The organism is Marinomonas rhizomae (assembly GCF_003315485.1).
Lineage (GTDB): Bacteria > Pseudomonadota > Gammaproteobacteria > Pseudomonadales > Marinomonadaceae > Marinomonas > Marinomonas rhizomae.
Genome location: NZ_QNSE01000011.1, coordinates 23,501 through 39,561 on the forward strand (window position 1 = coordinate 23,501; position 16,061 = coordinate 39,561).

At 41.9% G+C, this 16,061-nt stretch carries 14 protein-coding genes; 7 read left to right on the forward strand and 7 right to left on the reverse strand.

The features are described from left to right. Positions 1–43 precede the first annotated feature (43 nt). Both DFP80_RS14730 and DFP80_RS14735 read right to left on the reverse strand, forming a co-directional pair. Positions 44–1,033: a 2-dehydropantoate 2-reductase gene (locus DFP80_RS14730; protein ID WP_113917576.1), complete on the reverse strand. Its 990-nt coding sequence runs from the start codon at positions 1,031–1,033 to the stop codon at positions 44–46. A 515-nt stretch (positions 1,034–1,548) separates the two neighbouring features. Further along, on the reverse strand, positions 1,549–2,319 hold the full coding sequence (locus DFP80_RS14735) for a class II aldolase/adducin family protein (protein ID WP_113917577.1): 771 nt from the start codon (positions 2,317–2,319) through the stop codon (positions 1,549–1,551). A gap of 128 nt (positions 2,320–2,447) precedes the next feature. Here DFP80_RS14735 and DFP80_RS14740 point away from each other — a divergent pair, with 128 nt between their 5' ends. Further along, positions 2,448–3,392, forward strand: coding sequence for a LysR family transcriptional regulator (locus DFP80_RS14740; RefSeq protein ID WP_113917578.1), 945 nt, complete (start codon positions 2,448–2,450; stop codon positions 3,390–3,392). A gap of 305 nt (positions 3,393–3,697) precedes the next feature. Further along, positions 3,698–4,705, forward strand: a complete 1,008-nt coding sequence (locus tag DFP80_RS14745; RefSeq protein WP_113917579.1) for an MsnO8 family LLM class oxidoreductase — start codon at positions 3,698–3,700, stop codon at positions 4,703–4,705. 177 nt (positions 4,706–4,882) lie between these two features. Here the strand turns inward: DFP80_RS14745 and DFP80_RS14750 are convergent, their stop codons facing one another. Both DFP80_RS14750 and DFP80_RS14755 read right to left on the reverse strand, forming a co-directional pair. Beyond that, positions 4,883–6,028, reverse strand: a complete 1,146-nt coding sequence (locus tag DFP80_RS14750; protein ID WP_113917580.1) for an aromatic ring-hydroxylating oxygenase subunit alpha — start codon at positions 6,026–6,028, stop codon at positions 4,883–4,885. 10 nt (positions 6,029–6,038) lie between these two features. Further along, positions 6,039–6,239: a hypothetical protein gene (locus DFP80_RS14755; protein ID WP_113917581.1), complete on the reverse strand. Its 201-nt coding sequence runs from the start codon at positions 6,237–6,239 to the stop codon at positions 6,039–6,041. Between the two features lie 201 nt (positions 6,240–6,440). Between DFP80_RS14755 and DFP80_RS14760 the strand changes: the two genes are divergently transcribed. The 4 genes from DFP80_RS14760 to DFP80_RS14775 all read left to right on the forward strand — a co-directional run bounded on the left by DFP80_RS14760 (position 6,441) and on the right by DFP80_RS14775 (position 9,546). Then, entirely contained in the window at positions 6,441–7,019 is a 579-nt protein-coding gene (locus tag DFP80_RS14760) for a TetR/AcrR family transcriptional regulator (RefSeq protein ID WP_113917582.1), read from the forward strand. A gap of 87 nt (positions 7,020–7,106) precedes the next feature. Beyond that, on the forward strand, positions 7,107–7,691 hold the full coding sequence (locus DFP80_RS14765) for a hypothetical protein (RefSeq protein WP_113917583.1): 585 nt from the start codon (positions 7,107–7,109) through the stop codon (positions 7,689–7,691). Position 7,692: 1 nt separating this feature from the next. Next, positions 7,693–8,607 (forward strand): sterol desaturase family protein, encoded by a 915-nt coding sequence (locus tag DFP80_RS14770; RefSeq protein ID WP_113917584.1) that lies wholly within the window; start codon positions 7,693–7,695, stop codon positions 8,605–8,607. A 453-nt stretch (positions 8,608–9,060) separates the two neighbouring features. Beyond that, positions 9,061–9,546, forward strand: coding sequence for a GNAT family N-acetyltransferase (locus tag DFP80_RS14775; RefSeq protein WP_113917585.1), 486 nt, complete (start codon positions 9,061–9,063; stop codon positions 9,544–9,546). A gap of 119 nt (positions 9,547–9,665) precedes the next feature. On the opposite strand, the gene acnA is transcribed toward DFP80_RS14775, so the two are convergent. After that, entirely contained in the window at positions 9,666–12,410 is a 2,745-nt protein-coding gene (gene acnA, locus DFP80_RS14780) for an aconitate hydratase AcnA (protein WP_113917586.1), read from the reverse strand. A 419-nt stretch (positions 12,411–12,829) separates the two neighbouring features. Between acnA and DFP80_RS14785 the strand changes: the two genes are divergently transcribed. Next, positions 12,830–13,096, forward strand: coding sequence for a YrhK family protein (locus DFP80_RS14785; protein ID WP_241560290.1), 267 nt, complete (start codon positions 12,830–12,832; stop codon positions 13,094–13,096). Positions 13,097–13,184: 88 nt separating this feature from the next. Here DFP80_RS14785 and DFP80_RS14790 read toward each other — a convergent pair whose 3' ends face one another. Beyond that, complete coding sequence (locus tag DFP80_RS14790; RefSeq protein ID WP_113917588.1) at positions 13,185–14,945, reverse strand: TRAP transporter permease; 1,761 nt, start codon at positions 14,943–14,945, stop codon at positions 13,185–13,187. A gap of 145 nt (positions 14,946–15,090) precedes the next feature. After that, a complete protein-coding gene (locus tag DFP80_RS14795) occupies positions 15,091–16,044 on the reverse strand; it encodes a TAXI family TRAP transporter solute-binding subunit (RefSeq protein WP_113917589.1) in 954 nt (317 codons plus the stop codon). Positions 16,045–16,061 lie beyond the last annotated feature (17 nt).

Here is a 16,061-nt window from a genome sequence, read left to right on the forward strand (position 1 = left end):
TTGAAATAAGCCGGATGATAGTTAAGTATCATCCGGCTTTTTATTATAACTCTGCTTTTTTATATAGGCCTTTAGTGGTCGCAAATAATCGCGTAAGACCAAATAGGGACTCAATATTTGGTGACTCTATTTCTAGCCTTTGGGTGAGTTCATAGATGATACCAAGAATTGAATCTAACTCTATAGCACCTCCATTTTCAACATCTTGCAGCATAGATGTTTTGAATGCGCCTAGTTTTTCTGTGCCTTTGTGTCTAGTCTCTGGGTCTTCGTCAATCATACAGCCTATATGTTCGCCTAAAATAGCGGCTTCATTCATGACGGATGAGCAATATTTTCGAACAAGAGGGTCTTGCAGTATCTTATCAGCCGTTGCTCCTGTGACAGCACTCACAGGGTTGATTGTCATATTCCCCCACAGCTTGAACCAAATTTCAGAGCGGATGTTTTCAGAGTGTATAGTGTCAAAGCCGACGTCAGAAAGCATGTTGGTTAGCATTTCAGCTCTTTCTGATTTGTCGCCTTTAGGCTCACCAATAATTAATTTATTTCCCGCTTTGTGCTGGATGAGACCTGGCTCTTTACGAATCGCCGCCGCATGAACAACTAAGCCAATGATATTTTCATAGGGGATGGCTAGGCTGTTTTTTCCTTGCGGGTTAACTGATTGAAATACTTGGCCAGATTGTTTTTCAATATCTCGGAAGAACCACCAAGGAATACCATTCATTGCAGAAACAACTAATGTTTTTTCGTCAATTAATGGCGCAAGCGTTGGCAAAACCTGTGCTAAAGCTGGTGTTTTTAAAGCAATAAATACAATGTCTTGGACACCAAGCTCTTCTGCAGACTCAGTTGCGATACAAGGCCGCTGGATGACCTCCCCGTCTTGCTCTAAACGCCAGCCATATTTATTAAGGGCGTTTAAACTATCACCTCGTGCTAACGCACTGACGGTGAGGTTATTATTCGTAGCAAGGCGACCGCCAATAAAGCCGCCAATCGCTCCAACACCTACGATACATACTTTCATATTCTCTTTCCTTTTTGATTCATGTATTTTTTATAATAACTAGCATGTTAAAAAAAGCTTAGATAGAGCAAAACCATAATAAATATGGTGTAGGTCACAGCTTTTTATGGAACACCGAGAAAGCAGGATGGAGCGTTTGTTTTTAATTGACCAAATGCCATTATGATTGCAATGTTGGCTTGAAATGGCCTCATTAAAGACGCAAGCACTCTTACACCTCATATGCTTTTTGAAGCACTGGAAGAGCGTGGTTATCGGCTTAAATAGGTTGGGCGTGTTTATAGAAATGACTTGGGAAAGCCAGTCGCTAACCGTCTCTTTAGAACCATGTTGGTGACCCCGTTTTATCATGCGGACAGTGACATCGCCCTGAATGAAGGCGATGTCATGAATTGAGTCCTCTTGCGATTATTTCACAACGAACAAAGGTTATCGTCCACTTACTCTCGGTACTTGAAAGCACGTTTCTAGTAAATGGATTGAGAGTATTGAGAACCCTTCGGCTGGATTTTGGCTTAATGCATAAAGGAAGGGTCTTGTTTTGCAACAATGCGTTTCATCGCCGCAAAGACATCTTCACCAGCGCCGAATTTAGGGTCAAAGTTAAGCGACTGAGCGGTACATTTTTTGCAAATTTCTTCAGGGATTTCTCTTACGGCTCCCATCGACATAGAAGCCATTTGTACTTCACAAGCACGGTTGACTAGCCACATCAGAGAGAAAGCTTGTGCAAGTGATGCGCCCATGACAACGGGACCATGGTTCCGCAACATCAACAGTGGTTTGCCACCGGCACTGTCTAGAATGCGTTGACCTTCATCCATATGCAATGTAATGCCTTCAAACTCGTGGTAAGCGACTTTGTCCCATAGTTGTGCGGAGTAGAAGTTACTGTAAGACAATCCGTCCTCTAAGCAACAGACAGCAAGGGTTGGCGTAGTATGAACATGCATAACACAATGTGCATCATCTACCTTGTCATGAATCGCACTGTGGAAAGTAAAGCCGGCCGGGTTAATCGGCCAGTCTGAGTGACCGATAATATTGCCTTCAAGGTCCACCTTTACCAAATTGGAGGCTGTCACTTCACTGTAGTGAAGCCCAAATGGGTTGATCAAAAAGTGATTGTCTTCTCCTGGTACACGCACTGAAATGTGGTTGTAGATGGACTCGTCCCATTTTAGATACGCAAAAATGCGATACATCGCGGCTAAGTCGACACGAGCTTTCCATTCTGTATCGTTAAAGCGAGTTGGGTGTTCAAAATTTCTAGGAGTAGAAGCCATGTTATTTCTCTTTCTAAATAGTTTTTGTTTGATTAAAAGTTCGTGGTTAACATGTTAAATAAACTAGTGGATATAAAAAACTAAAATGATTATGGTGGAGCTCCATATTTTTTATATAGCTATGAATTATGAATACCAAGCAACTTTTATTTTTTCTAAAAACGGCAGAGACTAATAGTATTGCCGCCGCGGCTCGTGCTTTGGATGTTGCTCAACCAAGTATTAGTTTACAGCTTGAGAACTTAGAGCATGAAGTCGGAGCGAAATTATTTGAACGTAGCTTTCGCGGAGTGGCATTGACAGAAACGGGGCGAATTTTCAAAGCTCACGCTGAATCAATTATTCGTCAAGTTGAACAGGCTAAGTTTGATGTCCACCAATTTGAAAGAGAGCCCGCGGGGCAATTATCAATCGGCATGACTCAACCAATTGGTAACGTCATTTCTGTGCCTTTACTGGCTTTGGTTGAACAGAATTTCCCTAAGATTCAATTGCAACTCTATACTGGCTTATCCTACAGCCTCTCCAATCAACTGTTGGCAGGGGAAATAGACATAGCAATTTCTTCGCCCGATGGCAGTGATGTTAGCCAAATTCGCCAAGAAAAACTGTTCCGAGAAAAGCTTTTCATTTCAATGGGGTGTGATCCAAAAGTGAAGTCGCATTTACCTCTAAGAGAAAAATCGACCATTCGTTTTTCCGAGCTGGCAGAGCATGAAGTGATTGTGACTGGTGAACGTGATTCCTTAGGTTATATTTTGAGGCAATATGAAGAAGAGACAGGAATCAGGGTGACACACAAACCAGCTTTTGGGCAATTAATGACAACACTACGTTATGTGGTGGATGGATATGGCATTTTATTGTCACCAACATCGGCTTTTTATCACTTACAACAAGTAGGACAAATTCATGCTCTAGAAGTTGTTGAGCCAAATTTATGGCGTGATGTCTATATCTCTACCTCTAAAAGCCGCCCAGAAACGGCTATGTTACGAGCGATTATTCCATTAATACATCAAGTCACCAAGCAAGAATGCAAGACAGGCTATTGGAAAGGTGAGTTGATGTGATGTGTTGTAGAGAGGGGGTTTAATGCCATGTAAATTGGTAATTCATCATGCTCACAAAAAATACTCGTAATGGAGGTCGGCTACAGCACCATTGATCTGGCTGCATAAGGTAATAATATTTTTTAACTAGGGAGAAAAAGTGGATGCGTTTTTTTGCTAATAAATAAAAAATGTATCTATTTTACTTAATTTACAAATCTATTTTTACAGGTGTCCTAGAACTAATTACGATCATACTTTGAATAGAATTATATAAAGTGATTATGTTAACATGTTAAGTAATTTTTTTGATAAAGAAAAAACTTATGAATTTAAAGCTATCAGTTGTTGATCAAAGTCCAGTACACGGATCTCACAGTAAAAAAGAGGCACCTTTGTTAACAGTAGAGTTAGCAAAGCTGTGTGATGAGCTGAATTATCATCGTTTTTGGGTCGCAGAGCATCATGACAGTGTGCATTTTGCGAACCCATGCCCTGAAATATTAGTCGCGCATTTGGCCAGTATTACCTCACGAATTAAAGTTGGCAGTGGTGGTGTGATGTTGTCACATTATAGTCCCTTAAAAGTAGCGGAGTGCTTTTCGATGCTGGCGTCACTTTTCCCTGACCGTATTGACTTAGGGGTAGGTCGAGCACCTGGTGGGTCGGGATTAACGTCGTCGGCTTTGGCATTCCCGAATAAACCATCTAACGGTCAGTTTTATAAAGAGCAAGCGCGTCTTTTAGAAGGTTTTATTCATGGTACCTTTGAAAAAGACCATCCTTTTGGCTCGATTAATGTGATGCCAGATGTGAGAGATTCGCCAGATTTATGGATGCTGGGCTCAAGTGGGGGCAGTGCGGAACTAGCGGGTCAATTAGGCTACCATCTGGCGTTAGCACGCTTTATTGATCCGGACAATTGTCATCCACGAATATTTGAAGCGCACGAACAAGCTTGGCGAGCGGCAGGGCATCAGCGAACCTTGCAGCGCATGTTAGCGATAGCTTGTATATGTGCAGCTACAGAAGAAGAAGCCAAACTTCGTGCGGGAACTGCTGTGTATCGTAAGTTTGCAACTCAGATGGGAGAGAGAGAAGATTTCCTTACACCGAGTGAGGTGCGTGACCGATATCGAGCTTTACCGGTTTCCCATCAAGCCTTGTTTGATCGCATTGAAGCTAGTTATACCATTGGTACACCTGAGCAATGTTGGGATGAAATGATGTTACTGGCGAAAGAGTTTAAAGTTGATGAGATGTCTCTTGTTAGTGTTACTCATAGTCAAGCCGACCGTTTAGACAGCTATCGATTATTAGCAAAGAATCTATAAGATAAGCCCCAAATAGCTATTTATCCTTGATTAGTTGAAAGTAGCAGTAAGCTCGGCATGTTGTTTGATTTTGCTAACATGTTTCGAGCTTATGACTTACTGATTCAGGTGCTTAACATCTAATAAGGCATGTGGCTTTGTATGTTGTTTTGTTTTTTGATGTGTTTTAGCCATCGTTTAGCCATCGTTTAGCCATCGTAAGACTCTTTCTTGAAATCCACGAATGGGGGCTTCTCCGTGAGCGGCTGAAGGGCCAAATTCAAAGTAGGGGCTTATTAAGGATTTTTGCAACTGCTCACATACATAGATGTCTTCTTGCATAAAGTCGGCACTACCAAGAGGGTGCTTGTTAGGGTAGCTGTTATCTTTGGGTTTGATTCGGGATGTCCAAAATTTGGCGGAACGGGCGGCTTGGCTTAAAAAATTCAATGACGATGTATTTTTGACTTTGTTGCGAATAATTACTCGCGTTTTGTTTACTTCAAGCGGGAGGATCTGATAAATAGACCAGCTAGATTCACTCTCGGCTAGGCCAAAGCTTGGAAAGAGCATAGGTACAAAGGTTCCTAATTGAGGACTGTTTTTGTCCATTAAAAGTGGCAAAGCACTGTTGGTTGCAAGGTTGCTACGAAACTCCTCTGATAAAGGTTCCCAAAAGTAATAATGGTCGCCACAAAAGCCAAATTGTGCGCTTTTGTGATCATACATATTGAGTGTGCCTCGGTGTAGTTGGGAAAGATGATAGTGGTCGATGTAATTTTCAACTACTAGTTTCCAATTTGCCGTAATAACCACTTCGAATATTTCGTCTTTTGCTTCTATTAACTCTTCTACACAATAGGGTGCTAAGTGTTCAGGCATACCTGAAAAGTAGTCTTCTAACGAGGTTGCATCTTGGTCCGGGTGAACCCACAACATGCCACGCCAAATGCTCACTTTTGCAGGTTTTAATGACAAACAGGCTTTATCTAAGCCTTTAAATTGGGCCTTTTCTTGTGGTAATCCTTTGAGTTCCCCTTGCCAGTTATATGCCCAGTCGTGATAAGGGCAACTAAGGTGAGAATGAGATATTTCTCCACTTCCCTCTAGTATTTTCATGCCACGATGACGACAGCGATTATGGAAGGCATTGAGCTGTCCATGATCATTACGGACTATAACAAGGTTGTTGTAGCCAGCCAGTACTGTTAAGTAATGGTTGTTTTTTGACAAGTCCTCCACTAAACCTGCGAAATGCCAGCACTGTGAAAAAATTTTTCTCATTTCTAAGTCAAAGATAGCTGGGTCGGTGTAATTTTTGGCGGTAAAGATGTTGTGTTCCATTGTCTCTCTCCTAGCTTATTGACCAGTTAGGAAAAATAAAACAGGACGCTGCGACCAGTGCCCAAACAAACATCGTAAACCAATACATGGTTGGCTGTTGCTGACGACTGTAAGGTTGCCAAATGTAAGCAACACCACGTACTAAATCGTATATCAACCAAAGTAATAGAAGTGCGCCAAGCCAGTAACTCCAAGGTAAATAAGTGAGCATGTTAGATCCTATGATTTTCGTAAAGGGTGGCCTTAGTTGTTTTGATCGAGTGGTGTTCACGATCTCCCTTGTTTGGGTGGGGCTAAGGTGTTATTTATTTTCATGTTGATAATTTATTGTTTATACGTGTTTTAAATTGTTTGTCAACATGAAAATTTAATCAGTCATGATATAATCTTGAATATTTAAGAAGGAGGATTTATGGCTAGACCTAGTATGGCGGCACAGAGAAAAGAAGAGATTCTTGATTCGCTACAGCAGTGTATTTTAAGTCACGGCATTCAGGCGACATCCTTAGAGAATATTGCCGACAAGGCAGGTATGAAGCGCACCATTTTAAGACACTATATTGGTAATCGAGATGACATTATTTGTGCGTTAAGCTCTCGGTTTAGAGGCCTCTACACTCAACAATGGCAGCAACTTCTGAGTTGGTTGCCAAGTGCTAATAAAGTAGATGCTTTGCTTGATTCATTGTTTAGTGTTGGTAATCAAGAACATATAGAGAGAGCTATCATTGGTGAGGCCATTTTTTCTGAAGCCAAACGCCTTGATGAAGTGAAGCAAGATCAACAAAGTATTATGAATGAATTTATTGAAATTGTGAGCTCCTTATTGCAGGAGGAATATCCAGCAGCAGAAAATAACAAGGTCTCTTTGGTTGCTCATGGAATTTATGCAAGCCATTTGCTTGCAGAATCTTTTCTACCACTGAACGCCATAGATCAAATTTACCAACTTAAGGCGACAGCCAAACTGCTTGTTACTACTTTGGAATAGGATCTGAAAACCTATTAATTTTCATATTGACAATTTATATTTTTAATTCTAATCTACGCAACATGTTCATGCGGAGATGGCATTATTATGAATTTTTCTCAATCTATTATCGTTTCGGTGTTGGTGGTTGGTGTTGGCTGGTCAGCTGCTTTGTTGCAGCCGCAAGTCGCCAATGCGCATAGCACCGAAGGGAAACCTAAGGCTCAATTAGCATCTGTACAAATGGAGGCTCAGAATGGCGAGGATATGCAGGAGTCAGTTGTTCGTTCTAAGGCTCGTACTATTGTGGGCGCCAGTGACACACTAGACATTGCTGATGTGGGTAAACTATGGCAAGCCTTTAACGACAATACTGTACTTCATGCACGTTTAAAAAAGGCGCCGACCCGAGTGTTTGTTGCTTATCAAGACTTTTCTAATGATTTTAAGAGAGCGCATATTTCTATTGGTTATGAGCGGACAATCGTGCCTCTCGCGGATGCGGGGATCAGTTTGAAGCCAGGATTGCATATACAAATTCTTGCTCCTGCAAAATACACCTCAGAAGAAATAGAAAAAGCATGGCAGACCCTTGATTATCGTAGACCTATTGAGCAAGTGATTGAGGTGTATCAGTTGTCTGCAGATAATACGGTTATGGCAAGTAATATGTTGGTGTTATACGGAGAGTAGAATGGACTGGTTAACTTATGTGTTTACGGCAGATGACGTTTTTTGGTTAGAAGAGTTTATTGGCGACTGGTTTTTTGTGATCGCAGCCAGCCTTTTTATAGTCGAAATACTGCGTTATGCATTTAAAAAGCAAATCACTAAAAACCTACTTGGGGATAGTGTAGCAAACTTCGTGACTCTAGCCTTGTTTATTGCCATTGTCAGTTTAGTCGGACTGGCTTATTTGGGGATTTTCTTTTACGTCTATGAGCACTTTAGGGTCACGGATTTGCCTCTAACTTTATGGACTATTGGTTGCTGTATTGTACTAGCAGACTTAGCTTATTATTGGGAACATCGATTCTTGCATAAAAATGGTTTTGCTTGGGCGACACACACTGTTCATCATAGTTCTCCGTATTTTAATATCTCAGTAGCTTATCGGTTTGGCCCTCTTGATTGGCTCTTTCCATTATTTTTTCATTTACCTTTGGCGCTTTTAGGTTTCCATCCATTTGTTATTTTGTTGGCAGAGATGGTAGTTCAGGTGTTTCAAACGTTGTTGCACACTGAGGCCGTTAAAAAGTTCCCACGACCTATTGAAGCCGTTTTTAATACGCCATCACACCATCGGGTTCATCATGCTACAAACAGCCAATATTTAGATAAGAATTATGCTGGCATTTTTATCATTTGGGATAGAATGTTTGGTACTTTTGCAAAAGAGGAAGAGACTGTCACGTATGGTGTTTTCCCACGTATTAATAGCGTTAATCCATTTAAAATTTTCTTCAGTGGTTATGTAAAACTTGTACAGCAATTGATAAGCGCACCGTCATGGAGCTATCGTTGGAAATTACTTGTGAAGCCACCTATTTGGGTATGGCAACAAGAGCAAGCCGTAAAAAAAGAGCAGGGAAAAAAACGAGAAGGGTAGCATTGCTTTTCATTTATGTGGCTTTTATTTAGGTGTCCTGCATTTAAGTGTATTTGATTAGGTTGTCTTTAATAGAGAATGGCGTAATATTTTTTGCAAGCAAGAAATAACGGTTTTTGATTGGCCTTTTGCAGAACATAAATTGAGTTCGGCGATTGCCCATTGTGAAATAGGCTGTCACTGGTCAGTAGTCGACGTTCTCCAAGATAGCTTTCAGTCGTTTAATAAAGCGATTTCTGGTACTTATTAGTAGCTGAGTAGCTGAGTAGCTGGCTATATGGCGTATACGCCGTTTAGTGAAATGAAGGTGTTATTTGATTATCGCTATTTTATGGCTGCTTGTTCTTGGGTGGGTGCTTCAAGAATCAAAAAAATCTTTATTTATTGCAGAATTGATAAATACTTAAGCCATCAGAGCAGGATTTCCTCTGCCTTACATAAAATGGAGTTGTTATGTCTTTGTTAGTGTCTATGTCAAAACCCTTTTTTGCCTCTTATATTGAAGAGCTAATTGTGCAATATGCACGAGAAAATGTGGAATCGGGTCGCTGGCAGAAAACAGGATCATTAACTCGAGCTAGGCGTGATACTGAAAGACTGCTACCTCGTGGTATAGAAACGGATAATAATCACTTTTTTGAAATGAAAGTGCCTGAAGTAAACGAGACAGTCGGTATGATATGGTTGTCGCTAGAAAACAGCAGCACCACAAGTACCGTGTTTATTTACGATTTAGAAATCAAGGCAGAATATCGTCGTCAGGGTTATGCCAAGCTTGCTCTAAAAGAAATTGAAGACTTCGCTGCAACGCATAATATCGTCAATATTGGCTTGCATGTTTTTTCCCACAATAGCGCCGCGCAAAAGCTTTACGCTGAAATGGGTTATGAAACCGTGAGCGTAAACATGGTGAAGAAAATAGGCCAAACTGAAGTGTGATGTTTGTTGGCAAAATAGCGCATCGTCACTAAATCAGCCAAGCTAACCACTGAGCTTGGCTGATTGGTTCTGTTACTGAAAAATAGAGCTGCACATATAGAGTGGCAAAGGTGGGTAGGTTAGTCGAGCATCCCCCGTAATACGTATTGTAAAATCCCGCCATGTTTGTAGTAGTCCCACTCTTTGGGCGTATCTATTCGGACATCCGCACTAAAATGTATTGTGTGGCCTTCGCTATTCGTTGCCACAATGGTAACTTCATCGACTTTGTCGAGTAGCCCATTGATGTCAAATTGTTCTTGCCCTGTTAAGCCAAGAGATTCATAACTGTCACCGTCTTTGAATTGTAGGGGCAAGACCCCCATGCCGATTAAATTAGAGCGATGAATTCGCTCATAACTTTGTGCTATTACGGCTTTTACGCCCAGCAATAATGAGCCTTTAGCTGCCCAGTCACGTGACGAGCCGGTACCATACTCTTTGCCTGCAAGAATGACTAATGGTGTGTTGTTTTCTTGATAAGTCATTGCTGCATCGTAAATGCTGGCTAGGTTATTGTCAGGTTGAGTACGAGTAACGCCGCCTTCGGTGCCTGGAGCAAGCAAGTTTTTAAGTCTTACATTGGCAAATGTACCTCGGACCATGACTTCATGGTTACCTCGACGAGAGCCGTAAGAATTGAACTGGTTTTTTTCTACGCCATGTTTTTGTAAATATAAACCGGCGGGTGAATCGGCTTTAATCGAGCCCGCAGGAGAAATATGGTCGGTAGTGACAGAATCTCCCAGTTTGGCTAAACAACGGGCTGCTTTGATCGTTGGAATGCCTGGAGGGTCGATGCTCATACCATCAAAAAAGGTGGCTTTCTTAATGTAGGTTGAGGCATCGTTCCAGTCGTAAAGTTTGCCATCAGGTATTTGAATTTGCTGCCAGTGACTGTCGCCTTCATATACGTTGGCGTAGCTTTTGGCAAACATATCTTTAGTAAGGGTTTCTTTAACCAAATCATTGACTTCTTGTACGCTGGGCCAAATGTCTTGCAAGTAAACATCTTTGCCATTGGTGTCCTGTGTTAGAGGCTCCTTGTAAATGTCTATATCGGTACGACCAGCAAGGGCGTAGGCGACAACGAGCGGTGGGGACGCCAAGAAATTCATTTTTACGTCTTGGTGAATACGCCCTTCGAAATTTCGGTTGCCTGATAAAATAGAGCTAACAATAAGTTTGTGTTTTTGGATGGCGTCGGCTATTTCATTCGCTAATGGACCTGAGTTGCCAATACAAGTAGTGCAACCATAACCTACAAGGTCAAACCCAAGGCTTTTTAGATCATCCATTAAGTCTGCTTTTACCAAATAGTCTGTCACGACTTTAGAGCCAGGTGCCAATGAAGTTTTTACCCAAGGTTTAACATTAATACCTAGCTGGGCTGCTTTCTTAGCAACCAATCCCGCTGCTAGAATCACACTTGGGTTGGAAGTATTGGTGCAACTGGTAATGGCGGCAATAACACAGGCGCCATCATTCAGTTCAAACTCTTGGCCTTTAAAATTAACGGTAGCGGCACCTTTAATTGGCGCTTCATCTACGGATTCATCGGGGTGGGTTACAGGTCCTTCGCTTTCTATCCGGGCTTGTTCTTCACTGCTTTTATTTTCACGAGCTATGCGCTCATCTTGAAAGCCTTTTAGATGATGACGAATGGCATCGCCCGCTGTATCAAGGGGAATTCGGTCTTGTGGGCGTTTAGGGCCAGCAAGGCTTGGGACGACATCGCTTAATTTAAGTTCTAGTGTGTCGGTGTAATTGGCTTCAATACTATCATTGCGCCATAGGCCTTGGTGTTTTGCGTAGTCTTCAATCAGGTTAAGTTGCGTTTCATCGCGGTTTGTTAGGCGAAGATAGTTAATGGTTTCATCATCAATAGGGAATATGCCGCAGGTCGCGCCGTATTCTGGTGCCATATTGGCAATCGTCGCTCTGTCGGCAAGCGGTAAATCAGCAAGGCCATCACCGTAAAACTCAACAAATTTACCGACAACGCCGTGGCTACGGAGCATTTCGGTAAGGGTTAAAACGAGATCTGTTGCCGTTGTGCCTTCGGGTAGTCGCCCACTTAATTTAACACCGACAACTTGAGGGATCAGTAAGCTAATAGGTTGGCCAAGCATAGCGGCTTCCGCTTCAATGCCGCCCACACCCCAACCAAGGATGCCTAAACCATTAATCATGGTGGTATGTGAATCGGTTCCCACTAGCGTATCTGGGTAGGCGTATTTTTTGCCATTTCGATCTTTGTTAAATACTACACGAGCTAGATATTCTAAATTGACTTGGTGAACAATGCCGGTCGCTGGTGGCACGACTTTTAGGTTGTCAAAGGCTGTTTGTCCCCAGCGCAAAAATTCGTAGCGCTCTTGATTTCTTTCGTATTCCAGTTTGGTGTTTAAATCAAATGCATCGGCATTACCGTAACCATCGACTTGAACAGAGTGGTCAATAACCAATTCGGCAGGAGATAGAGGGTTTATTTTAGCTGGATCACCGCCCAATTTTTCCATTGCATCGCGCATTGCGGCTAGGTCAACAATGGCTGGTACGCCAGTAAAGTCCTGCATGACAACGCGAGCAGGAGTAAAAGCGACTTCGGATGCGGGCTTTGCTTGAGGATCCCAATTTAATAAGGCTTGGATGTCTTGTTCTTTGATATTTAGGCCATCTTCGTTACGAAGTAGATTCTCGAGCAATATTTTTAAGGAAAACGGCAGTTGTTTGGCTTTGTCACCAAGCTCTTTTAAGGAGTGAATATGAAATTGCTCACCGTTAACAGTGATCTGTTGTTGGGTGTCGAAACTATTGTTCATTTTTTTCCCCTTCGTCTATTAGGCAGATATCTTGAAAAAACCTCTAGGATGTGATGTGTTGGTTATAGAGTGTAGCAGTACTTTTTCGCTTAGACGACAGCATGAGTTTGGTGTTCCATAACTTATCGGCTGTAAGGCTGAGTATGGGCAGGACAGCAGGGAAAAGAGTCTTAATATTTTCGCAATTACTTATTAAAGGCGAATCAAAAGCACTGTATTGATAGGGGGTGCAGGTGATGAAAATAGGCTCGATATAACGAGTACTTATCAATATAAACAGGCATTCGAAAAAGCATAGAGTCAGTAAATGAGGTTTTAAAGCGTATTTGGGTTCTTATCTATGGGTTTAGGTTGTTAAATTTAAGTCGATTCGTTACGGTTTTGTCAGAGTGTTTCTTAGGTTAATGATAGGAGTAAAAGTGATAAAAGCGAATGGTAGAGAGCTAGACATAGATATTGGTAACCAACACATTGTTGTTCAACGTCGATACGAAGCACTTGGTGCTTTCAATGACCTGATGATTGCCATTTGGTTTTTGATAGGAAGTTTCTTTTTTCTTAATGATTCGCTGGTAGAAAGTGGCACTTGGTTATTTGTCGTTGGTAGTGCGCAACTTATCATTAAGCCCATTATTAAGTTAATAAGCTTGGTTCATGTAGGGGCTCTACATAAAGTGGCTGCATAGTTGTTCCCTTGTGGTGTTTATAATTTCTGTACTGAGTAAGGTAAGGCTCCCAGTTTTTCCCTTCCTAAGAGCCTTATTAAAGTACCTATTAAATCGAAAAAGCAAAAATTAACATTAGTCCTGCTGACAGATAAAAGGCACGTTTTAGTATTTTAAAAGGTGCGATTAATGACATTGAAATGCAGTAAAGTGCGAGTGCGATTTTTAATCCACTAGCGATAGCGAGCAAAGGGCTGGTACCTAACTCGATCAATGAAGGGTTGGCGATCATCGCCAGCGGAATTAAATATAAGCCAATCCCTAACATCATAGCGACGCCTGCTACTTTCAGCCAGTTTTCCTTCACCATGCCTGCAGCAATAAAGACGCTACCACATACTGGTGGTGTGATAGTTGATAATAGTGCGAACCAAAATACGAATAAATGTGCCTGTATAAGAGATAGGCCTAATTGGGCTAAAGCCGGGCCCGCAACTGAAATGCAGATTACATAAGCCGCCGTCGTCGGCACTTCCATCCCTAAGATTAAGCAAGCAATAGCGGTCAAGATAATTGCTGGCCAGAGCATCCCTGATGCCCCTGAAATAATGAGAGAGGTGATTTTTACGCCTAGCCCCGTAATAGATAGCACGCCAACAACGATAGAGGCACATAAAATAATGGCGGCTATCATTGCTATTTGTTTGCCTGCATTAACGCCAACGTCTTCTAAACGTTCAAAAATCTGCTTTTTATTTGATACTCCTTTTGAGTTAAAGAAGAGCAAAATCGCCGCGCCAAATATTGCAATACTGGCTGCGAATTGTGGTGTAAAAGCAGGCCCAAACATTCCCCATAGTAAAATCGTGAATGGGATCATGAAGAAGCTGCAGGTAATCAGTAATTGTCGTCGACTTGGTTGCTGGTCTTTGTTGACGGCTTTTAGGTCATAACGCAGAGCAAAGGCATCAATACCAATCCACACGGCCCAAAAGTATAAAATAGCGGGTAGGATGGCGGCCATCATGATACTTTGGTAAGGAATACCCGTAAGTTCAACCATAACAAAGGCGCCAGCCCCCATTAAAGGCGGCATGATTTGCCCACCAGAAGAGGCAACGGCTTCGGTCGCTCCTGCAAGTGATTTTGGATAGCCTTGTTTAGTCATAGCGGGTAGCGTGATCGCGCCGGTGGATGCTACATTGGCTGACGCTGAACCAGAAATAGAGCCAAACAATGCAGAGGAAATAACCGATACTTTTGCTGCACCGCCACGAAGTCTTCCTGCCGCAGCCATTGCTAGATTCATAAAGCCTTGTCCCGCTTCGCCTGCGTTTAATACGGCTCCAAAGATAACAAAAATAGCGACAATGCTGACAGAAACCCCTGTGAGTTTGCCCCAAATCCCGCCTTCAGCAATGGTTAAAGTTCCTAAAAAACTGCCGATTGGCGTACCTGGGTGACCGAATTCACCGGGAATGTATTGTCCAAATAATCCATAACAAAGTGCGATAGCGGCGACTAAAGGCAGTGGCCAGCCGATACAGCGTCGAGCCATTTCTAAAACACTAAGAAGTAAAATGCCAGCGATCCAGAGTTGGTATCTTTCACTGATGTAGCCGTACTGATCAACTAGAATATCTGCGTTGTAGGCAACCCAACATGTTGCCATTAAACCTAATACTGTAAATAGATAGCCTGAATAGCGTTGTAAGGGTGTGTTGCTGAGGAAAATAAACGCCCAAGGCAGCGCCAGCGCCATATGAAGTGGTCGACTGACTAAATTCGGTACCAAGCCTGAAAAAATCAGGGTTAAATGAAAGAGGATACTGATGAAGCCAAAACTGGCCCAAAAATATTTACTAGGCATAAAAATTCGGCCTGTGTCAGAAAGTAGATGAGTGTCTTATAATAAATAAGCAAAACCTACCTATTAAGTGAGTTTTGCTTTTTAGTCATGAGTATCTATATGTAACGACGGTTTTATTGTTTCGTAAACTCATTAAATATGTTGTTTATTGTTGCTGTTCGTTTAAAGAAATACCGATTTCACGGTAATACTTTGCTGCACCTGGGTGAATTTTACCATCGATGTTGCTAAGCATGTCAGTCGTAACGCCTTTCCACCATGGTGATGAATCGGACATGTTTTTCTTTTGATCCCAAAATGCTTTGGTTAAAGTGTATGCCGTTGCATCATCCATTGCTTTACTGGTGTAAACAACAACTGGTAATGACGTTGTGTTGATATCGGTATTTTGTCCAGCATACGTGCCTGCAGGAATGATCAGTTTTGTGCGTTTCGTTTGTGCTATTTGATCATCGCTGAAGGATAATATTTTCACTTTGGTTCCAGCGGATGCTTCTATTACGTTTGGTGCTGGAAAAGATCCAGAGGTAACAAAACCATCAATTTGACCATTTTTTAGGGCTGGCACAGCATTGGACAATTCTACTTGGGCGAGGTCTATTTTATTTTCTAAGCCAAATAGTTTGATGTATTTGGCGCCTTCATTTGCTCCGAAAGTACCTTTGCCTAACAATATTTTTTTATCGGCCATATCTGCAAAATTATTAATTGCGCTTTTATCGGATACAACAAAATGCATTGCTAAAGAAGGAATAGGGAATAGCGCCCGAATGTCATTAAATTTAGGGTTGCTTTTGTTTTTGAACATTGCTTTGCCGTTTTGCGCTAAATTAACTAGCGCTGGTGGCGTTGTAAATACATAATTAGCACCTCGAAAAGCAGTTTCCATCACGTTTTGTACTGAGCCTTGGCTTTCTTCAACTGTGACTATAAGGTTACTGTCGGTGTCTTTTTTTACTGCCTGAGCAATTTCTACCGCCATTTGATAATAAGAAGAGCTAGTCTTAGCGGATTTAAAAGTGAGTTGAGTTTGGCCGAAGCTCAGTTGTGTCACCGCTAAACCAATGGCTGTGCCGATAACTGCTTTATAAAATTTCATCTAGGCTAGTCTCTTTT

Coding starts and splice junctions, on each gene's coding strand:
- DFP80_RS14730 (WP_113917576.1), bottom strand. CDS start 1,033: ATGAAAGTATGTATCGTAGGTGTTGGAGCGATTGGCGGCTTTATTGGC.
- DFP80_RS14735 (WP_113917577.1), bottom strand. CDS start 2,319: ATGGCTTCTACTCCTAGAAATTTTGAACACCCAACTCGCTTTAACGAT.
- DFP80_RS14740 (WP_113917578.1), top strand. CDS start 2,448: ATGAATACCAAGCAACTTTTATTTTTTCTAAAAACGGCAGAGACTAAT.
- DFP80_RS14745 (WP_113917579.1), top strand. CDS start 3,698: ATGAATTTAAAGCTATCAGTTGTTGATCAAAGTCCAGTACACGGATCT.
- DFP80_RS14750 (WP_113917580.1), bottom strand. CDS start 6,028: ATGGAACACAACATCTTTACCGCCAAAAATTACACCGACCCAGCTATC.
- DFP80_RS14755 (WP_113917581.1), bottom strand. CDS start 6,239: ATGCTCACTTATTTACCTTGGAGTTACTGGCTTGGCGCACTTCTATTA.
- DFP80_RS14760 (WP_113917582.1), top strand. CDS start 6,441: ATGGCTAGACCTAGTATGGCGGCACAGAGAAAAGAAGAGATTCTTGAT.
- DFP80_RS14765 (WP_113917583.1), top strand. CDS start 7,107: ATGAATTTTTCTCAATCTATTATCGTTTCGGTGTTGGTGGTTGGTGTT.
- DFP80_RS14770 (WP_113917584.1), top strand. CDS start 7,693: ATGGACTGGTTAACTTATGTGTTTACGGCAGATGACGTTTTTTGGTTA.
- DFP80_RS14775 (WP_113917585.1), top strand. CDS start 9,061: ATGTCTTTGTTAGTGTCTATGTCAAAACCCTTTTTTGCCTCTTATATT.
- acnA (WP_113917586.1), bottom strand. CDS start 12,410: ATGAACAATAGTTTCGACACCCAACAACAGATCACTGTTAACGGTGAG.
- DFP80_RS14790 (WP_113917588.1), bottom strand. CDS start 14,945: ATGCCTAGTAAATATTTTTGGGCCAGTTTTGGCTTCATCAGTATCCTC.
- DFP80_RS14795 (WP_113917589.1), bottom strand. CDS start 16,044: ATGAAATTTTATAAAGCAGTTATCGGCACAGCCATTGGTTTAGCGGTG.